General features: G+C 66.6%; 7 protein-coding genes. 1 reads left to right on the top strand and 6 read right to left on the bottom strand.

The window, feature by feature from the left end:
* Positions 1 to 103: 103 nt before the first annotated feature.
* Entirely contained in the window at positions 104 to 1,165 is a 1,062-nt protein-coding gene (locus tag H5V43_RS04390; RefSeq protein ID WP_025546566.1) for a transglutaminase-like cysteine peptidase, read from the top strand.
* A gap of 45 nt (positions 1,166 to 1,210) precedes the next feature.
* Here the strand turns inward: H5V43_RS04390 and H5V43_RS04385 are convergent, their stop codons facing one another.
* The 6 genes from H5V43_RS04385 to H5V43_RS04360 form a co-directional block, all read right to left on the bottom strand.
* Positions 1,211 to 2,485 (bottom strand): HlyD family type I secretion periplasmic adaptor subunit, encoded by a 1,275-nt coding sequence (locus H5V43_RS04385; protein ID WP_025546564.1) that lies wholly within the window; start codon positions 2,483 to 2,485, stop codon positions 1,211 to 1,213.
* Positions 2,482 to 3,408, bottom strand: a complete 927-nt coding sequence (locus H5V43_RS04380; RefSeq protein ID WP_025546562.1) for a cell wall hydrolase — start codon at positions 3,406 to 3,408, stop codon at positions 2,482 to 2,484. Before H5V43_RS04380 ends, H5V43_RS04385 begins: the two co-directional genes overlap by 4 nt.
* Positions 3,409 to 3,485: 77 nt before the next feature.
* Positions 3,486 to 5,645, bottom strand: coding sequence for a type I secretion system permease/ATPase (locus H5V43_RS04375; protein WP_099185832.1), 2,160 nt, complete (start codon positions 5,643 to 5,645; stop codon positions 3,486 to 3,488).
* A gap of 53 nt (positions 5,646 to 5,698) precedes the next feature.
* Positions 5,699 to 7,093: a TolC family protein gene (locus H5V43_RS04370; RefSeq protein ID WP_025546560.1), complete on the bottom strand. Its 1,395-nt coding sequence runs from the start codon at positions 7,091 to 7,093 to the stop codon at positions 5,699 to 5,701.
* Between the two features lie 12 nt (positions 7,094 to 7,105).
* On the bottom strand, positions 7,106 to 7,813 hold the full coding sequence (locus tag H5V43_RS04365; protein WP_170825642.1) for an OmpA family protein: 708 nt from the start codon (positions 7,811 to 7,813) through the stop codon (positions 7,106 to 7,108).
* 40 nt (positions 7,814 to 7,853) lie between these two features.
* Positions 7,854 to 15,470 carry a beta strand repeat-containing protein gene (locus H5V43_RS04360; RefSeq protein WP_420854637.1) on the bottom strand — a complete coding sequence of 2,539 codons (7,617 nt, stop codon included), beginning with the start codon at positions 15,468 to 15,470 and terminating at the stop codon, positions 7,854 to 7,856.
* Between the last annotated feature and the right edge of the window lie 23 nt (positions 15,471 to 15,493).

Genomic DNA, 15,493 nt, shown 5'->3' with positions numbered 1-15,493 from the left:
CTGAAAATTGCCGGGCAAAAATCTGCCGGCAATTTTTTGCCTACCGCCGCGTTAACCAGCGCGGGGCACCGGATGTTCAATTTTCGGCGGGATACGGGCAAGCATGTCAGGCTTCGTCCCGCCCATTCCCTCATCGGCTCTGCGTCGCTTCGCGCTTCGCGCCAGCGCCACCCTGCTGCTGGCGGCGAGCGGCCATGCTCTGGCGCAGGCGCCGCTGGGGGCTATTCCCGACATCTTCACGCAGAGCCGGCCGGCCTATACGCCCGCCGAACGCGTCGCCGCCAATCTTCTTGCGGGCGGCATGAGCCGTCTGGCAGCGATCAGTGCGCAGCAAGGCGGCACGGCCAGTCCAGCGCCCTGGGTGGGTCAACCGCCTGTCCCGGAAGCGATGATCATCAACGATCGGCGCATCAACGACTTCAGCGGCAAATTGCCCGGTTGGCGGTTGCAGGGGGTCCAGCTTTCCATACTGAGCTATCGCCAGCCGGTGCTGGTGCCCGGCTTCATGCAGGGATTTTTGCCAGAACCAACGGCCGCCGCAATGCCACGGGCCAGCGCGTTCGTCATGCCGGCCCGCCCGGTTCCGGCGCTTTCGGGCCAGATCATGCCGCGCAATGGGCAACCCGATGTTTTCGGATCGGTCGCCATGCCGATTTCCCGGACGCTGCTCGACAGCAAATGGGCTTCCGTTTCGGCGGCGCTGCCCGGCAAGGGGGTCTGGAGCGGTGTCCTGAACGCGGCCCGCGGATCGACGGCGCAGCAGCAGGTCGAGATGATCAATGGCTGGGTCAATCGCCGGCTGCATTTCGTCGATGACCGGCAGGGCGGCGACAACTGGGCTTCGGCGGCGCGGACGCTACAGAGCGGCGCTGGCGATTGCGAGGATTATGCCATCGCCAAGATGAAGCTGCTGGAGGCGGCGGGTTTCGACCGCCGCGCCATGTTCCTGGTCATCGCCCGCGACCTGGTGCGGCAGGCGGACCATGCCGTGCTGGCGGTGCGGATCAGGGACGAGTTGATGATCCTGGACAACATGACCGACCGGGTGCTGCCTTCGTCCAGCGTCAGCGATTATCGGCCGATCATGAGCTTCAATGCCTTTGGGCGCTGGACTCATGGCTATCGGGTGACGCCGCCGCAGCCGGTGCAGTTTGCGGCGCGGTGAGCGCGCCCCCTTGGTGCATCGTTCTTCGCATTGTTGAGGATAGGCTTACCGCTCCCGCAGCGCTTCCGACCGCGCCTTCATGATCGGCTTCAACAGATAGGCCAGCACCGACTTGCGGCCGGTCAGGATTTCCACATCGCACACCATGCCCGGCGTGATCGGCAGCTTGTGCGCGCCTGAACCGAGCCAGGCGCGGTCCGTCTCCACGACCACGGTGAAATAGGCTTCTCGCGTCGCTTCGTCATAGACGCTGTCGGCGGAGACCTGCTGCACCGTGCCCGTCAGCCCGCCATAGATCGAGAAGTCATAGGCCGTCACCTTCACCACGGCCCGGTCGCCGGTCTTGATGAAGGCGATGTCGTTCGGCTTCACCCGCGCCTCGACCAGCAGCTTTTCGCCCACCGGAACGATCTGCATGATCTTCTGACCGGGACTGACGAAACCGCCGATGGTCGTCACCTGCACGTCATTGACCACGCCATCGACGGGCGAGCGGATCTCCGCCCGCTGCGCCCGTCCCCTTGCGCCCCGAAGGGATTCGCTGTTGACGGCGATCTTCGCCTCCAACTGGCTACGCTCATTGAGCGCGTCCTGACGGAACTGGTAATTGGCTTCCGAAAGCTGCGCCTGCGCCTGGCGGATCGCGGCGGACGCACGCGAAGCCTGCTGCTGCGCGGCGTTCAGCCGCCCCTGCGCGTCCACCAGTTCGCGGCGGGCGTCGAGCAATTCGGTCTGGGGAATGATCGATTTCGCCGCGAGCGGTTCCAGCATCGCCACCCGCTGGCGCGCAAGCTGGACGCTGCCGCCCAGGCTGTCGATGGTCGCCTGCGCTTCGCCCAGTTCGCGGCGGCGCTGGTCTACCTGGGCCGCAAGCGCGTCCTGCTTGCTGCGGAGCGCCGATTGGCGGACGGCGGCGAGCGCCTGTTCCTGCTGGCATTCCGGCCCGCCGGTCGTGCAGGCCGCGCCTTCGCCCGTGCCTTCCTTTTCCAGACGCCCGGCGCGCGCGGTCAGCGAGCGGGTCTCCGCCTGCAACTGCCCGAGTTCGGACGCCAGCATCGCGTCGTCGAGCCGCACCAGAAGCTGGCCCTTGCTCACCTTCTGGCCGGATCGGACCAGTATTTCCTCTATGGTGGTCGGTTCGGCGGACTGGATGACCTGCGCCTTGCTGGACGGGATCACCCTGCCCTGTCCATGCGTCACCTCGTCCACCGGCGCCAGGCTGGCCCACATCAGGAAGACCAGCATGCCGCCGCCGCTGTAGAGAATGACCTGCTTGTTGCCCGGTTGTCCCCGCAGCCAGCCTATCCAGCGCGAAATCATGGTTGCACCCCTTGGATATGATGGTCGTCCGCCGCCAGAGTGACCGGCGCGGCTTTCTGTTGGCGGGCGAGCATCTCGCTCAGCGCGCCGCCGCCTGTCGAAGGATCGGGAATGGAGAGTTTCCAGCCCTTGGTCGGGTCCATCCGGCCGCCGACATCATTGACCGCCCGCCGTTCCGGCAGGGCCGCGACGGGCGGATAATCGATGGCCGGTTCGGCCGCTGTGGCGAAGCGCGACGGGTCGAAGGCGGGAATATGCTCCCCGCCCGCATAACGGCCGGTGAACGCCCCCGGCAGGCCCCAGCCGCCCGGCCAGCGGTAGAAGATATGCGCGCCGATCTGCGCCAGCTTCGCCAGATGCGGCGCCCAGCGGGGGAAGACATAATCGGCGTGATAATGGGTCGCGGTGCCGACCTCCTTCTCGACCCGGCCGGTCAGCGCGTCGGCGGCGATCCGCCTGGCCCTGTTCCAGAGGTCAGGCAGCGGACGGCGCGCCAGCGAACCGTCGCAGACGAAGCTGAACTGGCATACCGAGGCGTCGAAACGCTGATAGACGACGCCGCACACCGTCTTGGCGAAGGCGGGGTGGCGGACGCGGTTCAGCACCACCTGCGCGACGGCGCGCTGGCCGCTTTCGGGCTCCCGGGCGGCTTCATAATAGACGGCCTGGGTCAGGCATTGGAGGGCGCGGTCATGGTCCTCGCCCGCCGTGGCGAGGGCGCGGAAGGGCTTGGCGGCGCTGATCGTGCCGGAGAAGCCGAGGCGCTGGTTTTCCTCGCGGGCCTTGTCGCCTTCCGCAGTCGGGTCGGTTTGCCCGGTCATCTGAACCAATGCCAGATATTGGCGGGGGATGGCGGGAGCGGCTTCCACGATCTTGGCTTGCATCGTGGGCTGGGGCTGGTCGTGGTGCCACAGCGGCGCCACGGCGAAGGCTGCCGTCGTAGCAAGTCCCGCACCAAGGATAAAAGCGCTCCGTGTTGAATGGGTAGGCTGTACCGCGCTCATTGCCCTGCCCCCCGCTGGAGCTGGCCGATGATCTCGTCACGCGGGCCGTCCGCCAGCACGACGCCCTGATCGATGACGATCAGCCGGTCTACGATCCGCAGCAGCGCATGGCGGTGGGTCGACACGATCAGCGTCTGGTCCGGCTCCAGCGCCCTTTCCAGATGGTCGATGAACAGATTCTCGGTCTGGTTGTCCATTGCGCCGGTCGGCTCGTCGAGGAAAAGGAGCTTGGCCGGTTCCACCAAGGCGCGCGCCATGACCAGAAAGCTGCGCTGTCCGCCGGAAAGGCGGCTTCCACGCTCCCCGATATGCAAGTCGAACCCCGCCGCATCGCGTCCGAAGAAACGCGCCGCGCCCGAACGTTCCAGCGCCTCCAGCAGCTTTTCGTCGCTGGCTTCCCGCGCCCCCAGCAGCAGATTTTCCCGCACCGAACCGCTGAACAGTTCGGCATCCTGCCCGACATAGCGGAAGGCGGAGCGCAGCTCATGCGGATGATATTGGCGGCTGTCCACCTCATCGATGGTCAGCAGGCCGCCGGTGGGCGGATAAAGGCCGCAGATCACCCGGCCCAGCGTCGACTTGCCCGACGCCACGCGGCCGATCAGGCCGATGCGCTCGCCCGGTTCGATGCGCAGGTCGATGCCTCGCAGGCTGGGCTGGCTGGCGCCGGGATAGGCGAACTCCAGACCCTGCGCGACGATGGCGCCCTTGCGGATCTTGGGGATGATGCCGCGCGCGCCGTCCAGCCGTTCGTCGGGCTGGTCGATCAGCGTTTGCAGGCTGTCCAGCGTCGTCATGGCCTGACGCCCGCGCACGATCACGAAGGCAAGCTGTCCCACCGGAGCGAGCGAGCGCCCGGCCAGCATGACGATGGCGATGATCGCGCCCATCGAGATGTCGCCCGCCGCGAACATGTAGAAGCCGCCGATGACCAGCGCGATGCTCGTCACCTGCTGGCAGAGGGCGGCCAGCGTGACGCTCTTCGAAGAAAGCCGCCGCAGCTTTTCCTGCGTGGCCGCACTCATCCGGGCGTAGCGACGCCAGCGCTCCAGCATCCGTCCTTCGGCGCGGCAGGCCTTCAGCGTCTCGATGCCGCCAATCGCTTCGACCAACGCCGCGCTTTGCAGGCTGGAGTCCGCCTGGGCATCGCGTGACAGGCGGGCCATCGACCGTTGCAGGACCCAGCCTGCGCTCGCCATGATCCCCATCATGACGACCGGTACGATGGCCAGCCAGCCCCCCAGAAGGGCGATGATGCCGACGAAGAAGAAGAGGAAGGCGATGTCCACCACCAGAACCACGGTGGTCGAGGTGAAGAATTCGCGCACGGATTCGAATTCCGTCACCCGCCGCGCCAGCGCCCCGGTGCTGCCCGAACGGCTTGCCAGCGGCGTGTTCAGCACCTTTTCGAACAGGCGTTGCGAAAGGCGCTCATCGATCTCCCGCCCCGCCTCGTCCACCAGTCTCGCGCGGGCGATGCGCAGCGCGAAGTCGAGGCTGAAGGCCAGCATCACGCCGACGCCCAGCACCCAGAGGCTGGAAGCCGCCTTGTTCGGGATGATCCGGTCATAGACGTTCATCGTAAACAGCGGCAGGGCGAAGGCGAGCAGGTTGATGATCGCCGCGGCCAGCATCACATAGCCGAAGCCGCCGCGCGCGCGCCACACTTCGCGCCAAAACCAGTGCTGGCGGGCGCGTTCGTCCCAGGGGCGTTCCTCGGCGCGTTCGCGGCCATGATCGGCCATGACCACCAGCGCCTCGCCGGTGAAATAGCCTTCGAGATCGCTGAGCGGCGCCCAGACGGCTTCGTCCGCATGCGGAAGCTGGACCAGCGCGTCACCGGCCTTGATGTCCAGCAGCAGCAGGAAACGCCCGCCACGCAGCGGCAGAATGGCGGGCAGGTTGCCCGGCCGCCATTTGTCCAGCCGGCCCCGGACATGATCGCTCAAAAGACCGATCTGATCGAGCGCGGATTCCGCCTGGTGAAAGGGCAGACGCCCGGATTCATCGACGGCCAACCCCGCGCGGAGGCTTACGATACCCGGCGACCGGTCGAAATGCCGCGCCGCATGGGCGATGCTCTCCACCAGCTCGTCGCTAGGCGTGCCTTGATGGTCCAGCCATTCGGCCAGACTGAGTGTGCTTCGTTCCAACATTGTTTACCCCGCGCCATCCCGGCTTGCGCCGGGATGACCCCCAATAATGAAACTCAGCCCGGATAGCGCCGCCGCTGCAACTCAGCGGGCGGCAGATCGGGGACATTATAGGTCTTCCGCGCATCGGCCTTGGCGTCCGAAGGCGCGGCGAGGCCCAGCGTATCCAGCAGCGTGTTGGTGGCCGCCAGAATCTGATATTGCGCGAAAATCTCCGAGAAGCGGGCCGTTTCCGTCCGCACCTGCGTATTGAAGCGGGTGTTCTGGCTGTCCAGAACGTCCAGCAGCGAACGCCGGCCGACATTGAACTGCTCGCGATAGGAGACGAGCAGCCCGTCGGAGACCGTGCCCTGACGCGACAGGTCAGTCACGCGCTTCTTTTCCGTGTCCCAACGGTTCCAGGCGGTGCGGACATCCTCCTCCGCCTCGCGCAGCCGCTGGCTCAGGCGGAAGCGCGCCTCGCTCGCCCGGCGGGTCATTTCCTGGACCTTCGCCCGGTTGATGCCGCCGTTGTAAAGCTGCCAGCGCACGACCACCCGGCCCTGAATGTCGTTGGTGCTGCCCCGGAAGCCGTCCACATCCTCACCGACGCGGCCCGTTCCTTCCAGCGAGACCGTCGGCCCAAGCTCCGACTTCGCCTCGTCCACGACGGCGTGCGCCGCCTGGATGTCGGCTTCCGCCTCGCGCACCAGCGGATTGTGGGTGCGGGCGGCGGCGATGGCTTCGTCCAGCGTCGGCGGCACGGCGCTCGTCACCGGATCGGGCATCACCACCTGATCGATGGACAGGCCGGTCAGCGTGCGGAAGGAAATGGCCGCATTGGTCATGTCCTGCTCCGCCTCGCTCTTGCGGACGAGGGCGGCTTGCAGCCTTTCCTCCGCCTGCTGCTGGTCGGCGATGCTGATCGAACCCTTGGAGACACCCTCGCCCAGATCGCCCAGCAGCTTGCGATGGAAGGCGATATTGTCCTCAGCCGCCGCCACGACCCGCTGCTGGAGCATATAGTCGAGATATTGGCGGGTGACGTTCAGCGCCACGAACTGCGAACGCTCCCCGACGCGCAGCGCCGCGCCGTCGGTGCGGGCGGCCTGCCGGCGCTTTTCCGCGCTGCGATAGCCGGAGTCCCAGATGGTCTCTTCGGCCCGCACGCTGGCTTCCAGCGGCCAGAGCGTCTGGTTATCGAGGTTGAGGGCGCGCCGGGTGGCGTTTTCCAGACGGCGGACGCCCGCCGATCCCTCAACGCTGACGCGGGGCAGATAAAGCCCCTGCGCCTGTTCGCGCTCGAATTCGATGGCTTCCTTGTTCTGGATCGCCTGGTTGATTTCCGGATGGCTGTCGATCGCCGCAGCGATGGCGCTCTTGAGATCGGTGGTCTGGGCCCAGCCCGTCGAAACCATGGCCGCCGCACAAAGGGCGATCAGGCTGCCGCATGTCTTGCGCATGATAGTCATGCCTTCCTCCCCTTAATTCGCGCTGGCGGTGATTTCGACCCGACGGTTCATCGGTTCGCGCACACCATCGGCGGTTTCGATCTTGAGCTGGGTCTCGCCCAGGCCATTGACGGTCATGGCGTCCGTCGCGATGCCTCCCTGGCTCAGCAGGCTGGCGACATTCTGCGCGCGGCGCAGCGACAGGCCGTCATTATAGCGGGTCGTGCCCGACGTGTCGGTGTAGCCGGTGACGCCGAAGCGCTTCCAGCCGCACTGCGCCGCCGTCTGCGTCAGCGTGGAGATGGTGCTCACGCCCTCAGGAAGCGGCGTGTCCATGTTCCAGTCGAAGAAGATGGACACCGCCGGTGCCGTACAGTCCAGCGCGGGTGGGGCTGAAGCTGCTGACACCGGCGGCGGTGGCGGCGCCGAGAGGCGTGCCACAAAGTCGTCGCACTTGTTGATGCTCTCCGCATCCTTCGTGCCGGATTTGATGAAACCGATGGCGATGCCACACTGGTTCTTCGCCTCGACCGCGTAGGTCCAGCGGCTGTCCTGGGCCGCGCGCACGCTGGCGTCGCCCACAGCCTTGACCGCCGTGTCGTAACGGCTGGTGAGCGCATCCCGCAATTCGGACTTGCCCAGTTGCAGCAAGGGCGAAGCAGGCGCCGCCCAGGCCGCAGTCGTCGTCAGCATGGCGGTTACCAGCCCGACAGCCGCCGCCCTTCCAACTGCATTTCGCATATTCACTCTCCCCAAAATTCCCCGCGAGAAAATCGAATTGTCAGCCATGGGCGACTGCCATCGCTTCATGCGCGGCCATCGCCGCTTCGAAGATGGCGGTGGCCGCGGCCATGTGCCCTGCGTCCGCCACTTCGACGGCAGCCGGGTTCAGCAAGGCCGGCGCCACCGGATGCTCGCCACCCGGCAGGGCAGCCAGCAGCGCGTCGATATGCGGCGCGTCATGGGTGCCCAGCGCTTCCTTCACGACTTCGGCCGCATTGGCTGCCGGAGTGGCCTGCTGCGCCGCCAGAACCGCCGCCGCGTTGCCGTCGAAGGCAGGCGGCAGATCGATCGACTGGGCCAGCAGGCCCTGATGGCCGCTGAGGTCGGGCTGCGGAGCCTGGGCCGTATCGGCTGTCGCCGCATGCGCTTCGCCGCCGCCGGACAGGGTGGCATGCTCCGGCGCAGCCTCCTCGCTGGCATGGCCGGTGGACGTAGTGGGCTGCTCATGCGTCGCCTGATCGTCCGTCGTGGCGAGCGAAGTCGGCTGGCTCTCCTGCGAAGGCGCCGGTTCGGTCGTGGTCATGGCAGCCGGTGCGGTCTCCGTAACGGGCGGAGCGGTTTCCGCCGGAGCGGGTGCAGGCTGCTGCTCGGTCACATGCTCGGCCGCACCCGCCGCCGCGACCAGGCTGGCGGCTACCAGCGCCTGGTTGAAGCCGCTGGCCGTGCTATCCGTCTTGCTCGTGTCGCTTGCCTTGGCGCCGGTCGCGAACATGACGTCCCCGACCGTCCCCTTGGTGCCGTCGGTGCGGACGAAGCTCGCCTCACCCAGCACGGTGACGTCGCCATTGGCGGCGGTATAGCCCTTGCCGTCCGCGGTCAGATTGATCGCGGCGATGCCCATAGCGGTGAGCGACTTGAACTCGCCCGCGTCGACCACGCCGTTGCCGTTCGCATCCTGCCAGACGCCGAAATCAGCGAAGGCCGCGTCCTTGGCATCGAATACGCCGTCGCCGTTGCTGTCATAGGCAAGGCGCAGGCCCTCCAGGTCGCTCGCGGCGCCGGGCGCATCGTCGGCAAAGACGATGTCGTAACCGCCGCCCGTCGCATGGGCGAGCAGCCCGTCGTCGGAGGAAACCCAGGCGGTCGCAACCGCGCCATGGCCATAGTCGTGGGTGACGCCCGCCGACAGACCGACAAATTCCAGCCCGTCGCCGTCCAGGTCGATGGCGACCGGGGGAACGGCAACCGGGTTCAGCGTGACGCTGACCGAACTGTTGACGCTGTCACCGTCTGCATCCGAGGCGACGATGGCATGGTTGATGTTGATTGGCGTGCCGCTATTCAGCGTCTCAACCGAGAAGACGCCGAGGTCGAACGGATTGTTGACGTGCGGCGATTCCACCAGCACCGCATCGAAGCCCTTGGTGCCGACAATCTCATATTTGTCGTTCACCTGCAGGCCGGTGATGGTGACGCTGCCGGAAGCGAAGGTCACACCGATGCTGCCCTGCGTCCCCGAGCCGGTGAAGCTGTAGATATTCCCGGTGCTCACATCCGTGACGATTACCTTGGCGATCGGGACGAAGCTTTCGCCCGCTTCCGGCGTCACGGAAGAGAAGCCCAGATCCTGGTCGTTGTCGGCATCGATGGCCGTGACCTTGATCGACACGGTGCTGTTGGGATTGCCGCCGACCTGAGCGATATTCTGCTCGAAGCTGATCACGCTCTGGTGATCGGCATAGGAGAAGCCGGTGGTGGTGGCGGGATTGCCGACCAGCGTCTTGATGAGATCGATGCGTACCGCCTCGTCGGGATTGACCGACTGGTTGTCGACGCCGATGGAGTCGCTGTCGGTGTTGACCGATCCCCGGGCGCCCGAAGCGCTGCGGCCGGAAAACAGCACGTCGATGGCATCGGTGGTATCGACGCCCAGGCCGCGATAGTCGGTGTTGCCCGCCTTCGCCGCGCTGAAGCTGCTGATCGAAATCTCGCTGCCGTTGGTGATCGTGCCGTGAAGGTCGAACACATATTTGTCCGTCCCCGGCTGGAGCGTGATGGTGTAGCCGATGTCTCCGTCCGCCGTCTTCGCCGTCAGCACATTCGTGCCGTTGCCGAAGATGAACAGGTCTTCGCCGGCCAGCCGCAGCGTGGCGCCGCTGGTATCCTTGGCGAGCGCGCCGTCGGTGATGGTGAACAGCGCATTACCGACGCCATCGGCGCCCGCCACGCTGGCGAAGTTGAAGTTGAAGGCCGTGGCGGGACTGTCATTGTTCGCCACCGATCCAGCCGCCGGCGTGAAGGCGCTGGGCATATCGTCGTTGAACGAGATGTTGAGCTGCCCGATGGCCGAGGAGGTCGGGTTGGTCGTCGCGTTATAGTCGCTGTCGGTGACGAGGAAATTGAGGCTGACCGAGGCGTCATTCTCATTCCCGCCGGCCGCGTGCAGCACATTGTCGAGCAACGTCACCGTATAGGCGCCGGTCGTCGGATTGACGACGACCTGGAACAGCGGCGTGCCACGGCCGCCGACCGTCGTGATGGTCGCGGTCAGCGTGTTGGTCGTGCCGTTCCAGCTATAGGATACGGTGTCCGTACCAACCGTGCCGGTCGTGCCGTTCAGATTGGCGAAGCTCACGCTGCCGCCGCCGTCGGCGCCGAAGGTGAAGGGCAAGGTGCCGCTGAAGCTGGCCTCGCTGGGCCCAGCCGCGCCGGTGTCGCCCACATTGGCGTCGACGTCGCCGGTCGTGCTGGCCGCGTTGCCGCCGGTCAGGCCGTCGTCATCCAGCTTGGCGGCGGTGTTGTCCGCCGTCGGCTTGTTCGCGTCGCCCTGGAAGGTGAACTTCAGCGTCGCGCTGGCCGTGTCATTGTCGGCGTCGCGCATGACATAAGTGAAGCTGTCGAACGATCCCGAAGGCACCGAAGCCTTGGGCGTGTAGGTATAGCTGCCGTCGGAGAATAGCTGCAACGTGCCATAGGCGCCGACGATCGTCTGGCTGCCGCCCAGGGCGATGGCGTTGCCGCCGACCGATACGACGGCGCCGGGCGTGTCCGCACCGACATGGTCGTTGGTGAGGACATTGCCGGTGGAGGCAGCTGCCTTTTCGATGGTCGTCACATTATCGTCGACGGCGATCGGGCTGTCATCCTCGATCGTGACGGCGATGCTGGTAGCGACCGTGGCGGTGCCGTCGCTGACGTTCACGGGGACCAGGAAGTTCTTCACATCCTCGACATTGATGCCGCTGTGATCGACCGATTGCAGCAGCGTCACCGTATAGGCGCCGCCGTTGGTGATAGTGATCGTGATCACCGGCACCGCGCCGACCGAACCGGTCAGCGTCTGCGTGCCGACGCCGCTCCAGGTGACGGGCAGGCCGTCGGCGGTCAGCACCGCGCCCGGATTGCCCAGCGTCATGCTGATGCTGTCGCCGTCCACGTCGCTCGCGGTGATCGTGCCGGTGGCGACCGTCGCGTTGGTGGTGTCGTTCGGCAGGCCGGGTGCGGTGTCGGCATTGGCGCCGGTCAACCCCTCTTCCGAGACGACCGCGATGCCGCTGCCGACCTGCGGCGCGTCATTGGTGCCCTGGATGGTGATGGTCAGGGTCGCGGTGGTGCTGTCGCCGTCGCCGTCCGTGATCGTATAGGTGAAGCTGTCCGTCAGCGTCTGGCCGTCGTCCAGATGCTGGACCGCCGCCAAGCCATTGGTCAGCGTATAGGTATAGCCGCCCGAAGCATTGAGGACGAGCGTGCCATAGTTGCCGGTCGCGTTGCCGCCGACCGTGCCGCCAGTGACCGCCGTCACCGCGCCGCCCGCCGCCGGACCGTCGGCGCCCAGCGAGTCCGCGCCTGCCGGATTGCCGTCGCTGCCCGCGCCGGTCAGCACATTGCCGCTGGCCGTCAGCGTGACGTCTTCCTTGACGACGTCGGTATCGTCGGCCGCGACCGGCGTGTCATCGTCGACATTGATGGTCAGCGTGCCGGTGGCCGTGTCATTGTCGGCGTCGGTGACGCGATAGCCTATGTCGAAGCTGACGTTATTCTCATCGCCGTCCGCCGGATGGACGATGGCGGCGTTCTGGACCACCGAATAGGTGCCCGCAACCGGATCGGTCAGCGTCACCGTTAGGACGGTCGTACCATTCTGCTTCACCAACAGCACGGTGCCGTTGCTTTCATAGGTGAAGCCAGCGGGGGCCCCGGTGCCGAGCAGGGTGATGCCGCCCGGACCGTCGGCGCGATAGTCATGGCCGAGCGTGCCTGTGGCATTGAGGCTGTTCGCGTCGTCGCCCGTGCCGTTCGGATTGCCGCCCGACAGCGCGTCGTCGTCCAGTTGCACCACCGGATTGGCGCTGACAACCGGCAGGTCGTCGGACACGCTGACCGAAACGGTGCCGGTGGCGGTGTCGCCGTCGGTGTCCTGCGCGATCACCTGCACTGAGCCGAGCGCGACCAGATCGTCCACATTGAGGCCCGGATGGGTGTCATAATTGTCGTTCAGCGTGGCGGTCACGGTCGCGACATTGCCGGTGACCGACAGGTCCAGCGTGACGACCACGCCGCGCTCGTCCGAACCGGTGATCTGCGTGTCGGATACCCGCAGCCAGGTCAGGTCGCCAGTCAGGCCGCCGGTGCCGCCGAACACGATCGAGGTGATGGCGTCCGAACCGGGCGTGAAGGTGATGGTGCCGCTGGCCGAGTCCGGATTGCCGGCGCTGGTGCCGCCCGCCAGATTCTGATCGTCCAGCGCCAGGGTGATCGGGCCGCTTGCGGTGGGGATTGCGCCGTCCGTGACCGTGATCGGCTGCACGGCGGTCGACTGGTCCCCGTCGCCATCGGTGATGACATAGGAGAAGCCCGCGCTGACCCCGTTCGCATTGTTGAGGTTGGTCGAAGGGTTGAAGGTCCACGCCCCCGCCGCCGTGAAGGTGTAGGCGCCGAAGGCCGTGCTGACATTGGTCGTGCCCACGGCGTTGATCGCCGTCGTGACGCCGCCGATCGTGACCGAGGTCAGGGTGGCGCCGTCAGCGCCCAGCGTATCGTTGGTCAGGACATTGCCGCCGATGTCGGCGCCGTCCTCCGCCACGGTGCGGGCGGCGTCATCGGCCGCCGTCGGAACATCGTCCACCACGTCGATGGTGATGGTGCCGTTGGCGATATTGCCGGAGCCGTCGACCGCCTGATAAGTGAAGACCTCTGCACCCCCAAAGGTCTGCGGGCCGTCATTGGCGGTCGGCCCGTCGACCGGCGAGGTCAGCGTGTAGGTGTAGCTGCCGTCGCTGTTGAGCAGGATCTGGCCATGGCTGCCGGTCGCGGAGCTGGTCAGCGTGTAGCTGACCGCGCCCACGACGTTGAGCTGGCCGGTCGCGGTTTCGGTGGGCTCGCCCGGCGTGCTGCCGGTGACGCTGCCCGCCGCGATGTCGTCGCCGGTGATGCCGGTGTCCAGCGCCGCCTCGAAGACCGTCTTCGTCTGATTGTCCGCCGCCAGCGCGACATTGGCGACGTTGATGGTCAGCGTCGTCGTCGCCAGGTCGCCGTCCCCGTCGCGGATCGTGTAGACGAACACATCCTGCTTGTCGGCGGAGATGGCGTTGGGAGTCGCGTCATAGCGGTAGCTGCCGTCGGCAAAGAGCGTCAGCGTGCCGTAATCGCCCGCGACCGCCGTGCCGACCTGGCCGCTGACGGGGCTGGACGGATCACCGCCCTTGGCGACACCGACCACGCCCGGCGCATAGCCGTCCGCGCCCGGCTGATCATTGTTGAGCACGCCGTCGGCCGCCGCCACGATCAGCGAGTCGCCCTCGCTCACCGAACCGCTGTCGGCCGTGGCGACCGGCGCGTCGTCCAGCACGGTCACGTTGATCGTGTCGGCCGGCGAGACATCGCCGTCGCTGTCGGTCACGCGCACCGCGAAGGCGTCGCCCGCCTTGGGGTCGGCCGCGCCGCTGATGCCGTCGCCGTCGCTGGTGACATTGTCCGGATGGGCCGGGTCGTTGACCGCCAGCGTATAGCTGTAGCTGTAATGCCCCGCTCCGTCGGAGGTCACGGTCAGCGCACCCGCCGCGCCCGCGACCACCACCGGCGTTCCCGCCGTCGCCGCGGTCACGTCGACCCAGGCGCCGTTCTTGTCCTGCACCTCGACCCTGGTCAGCGTGTCGCCGCCGGTCGCGATGGTCATGGCGCCGGTCGCCGTCTCGCTGTTCCCCGCCTCCTGCGTGCCGCCGGGCAGGCCGGCTTCGGACACGGTCATGTCGGTCACGCTGACGGTCGGCGTCGAATCCTGGAGCAGATTGATCGTCACCGTGGCGGTCGACTTGTCACCGTCGCCGTCGGTGATGGTGTAGGTGAAGCTGTCGCTACCCTCCGCGCCCGCATTGGGGGTGTAAAGGAAGACGCCATTGCCCTGATAGACCACCGTGCCCTTGGCCGCACCGGTCTCCAGCGCCACGCCGCTGGCGAGGTTGACGCCGTCGGCCCCCGCCACGTCATTGGCGAAGACGTCGATCGTGACCGCCGCATTTTCGGTGAGCTGGCCCGCGACGTCGTCCACCGCAGTCGGCACATCGTCGACCACGCGGATGTCCAGGCTGGCGCTGTCGGTCGACCCATCGGTGTCGGTGACGACGACCGAGAAGCTGTCCGTCAGGCTGCCGTCATTGACGCCGCTGTGCAGCAACGTATTGTCGCCCAGCACATAGCTGTAGCTGACGGTTCCGCCGATCACGTCGCCGTCCGCGCCCACGGTCGGCGTGAAGCCGTTGATGCTGAGCGTGCCATAGGCGTTGGACAGGGTAACGCCGCTGATGAAGCCGTTCGCGCCGAAGATCGCCTGGCCGCCGACCGTGATGGCCGCCACGCCGTCCAGCGCGGACAGGGTGAAGCTGCCCGTCTGGGTCAGCGCCGCCGCATCTTCCGAGCTGCCGCCCGGCAGGTCGTTTTCGAAGACGGTTTCTTCCGCGCCCTCGCCGTCCAGGCCGCTGATGGTCACGCCATCGTCGCTGCCCTGGATGGTGATGGTGATGGTCGCGCTGCTGTGATCGCCGTCGCCGTCGGTCAGCGTGTAGGTGAAGGTCTCCGTCAGGGTCTGGTTCTTGTCCAGGCCCTGGACCACGCCATTTTCATTGTTCAGCGTATAGGCATAGCTGCCGTCCGACTGGATCAGGAGCGATCCGTACAGCCCGGCCAGCGGCGCGCCGACGGTTCCGGCGGTCTCGCCAAAGACAATGGCGCTGACATGCGCGCCGTCGGCGCCCTGCACATCGGCATTGCCGTCGGTCGCGTTGGCGTCCGCGCCGCCCGAACCGGCAATGACGTTGCCGTCGGCCACCAGCGGGCCGTCTTCGCGCACCGAGTCCGCATCGTTCACGGCGGTCGGCACATCGTCGATGATGGTGATGGTCAGCGTGTCGGTCGCCTGGTCGCCGTCCACATCGGTGACGGTGACGACGAAGCTGTCGGTCACATTGTCGCCAGCCGTGTTGGTGGTCAGCGTATAGCTATAGTCGATGCTGCCTTCGCTGAGGCCGGTGATCGTCAAAATGCCCTTGTCGGTGACGATTTCCTGGCCGACGCCGGTGATCGGAATATTGTTGATGGTGACGCTCGCCGGACCGTCCGGCGCGGTATAGGTGATCGTGCCGTCCGTGGTGTCGACGCCGCTGCCCGCATTGGAACCCATCGGATTCGTCAGGCCGGATTCGT

Source organism: Sphingobium fuliginis, assembly GCF_015074805.1.
Classification (GTDB): Bacteria; Pseudomonadota; Alphaproteobacteria; order Sphingomonadales; family Sphingomonadaceae; genus Sphingobium; species Sphingobium fuliginis.
Note: the sequence above shows the minus strand (reverse complement) of the source record. Positions and strands in the feature narration are given on the sequence as shown.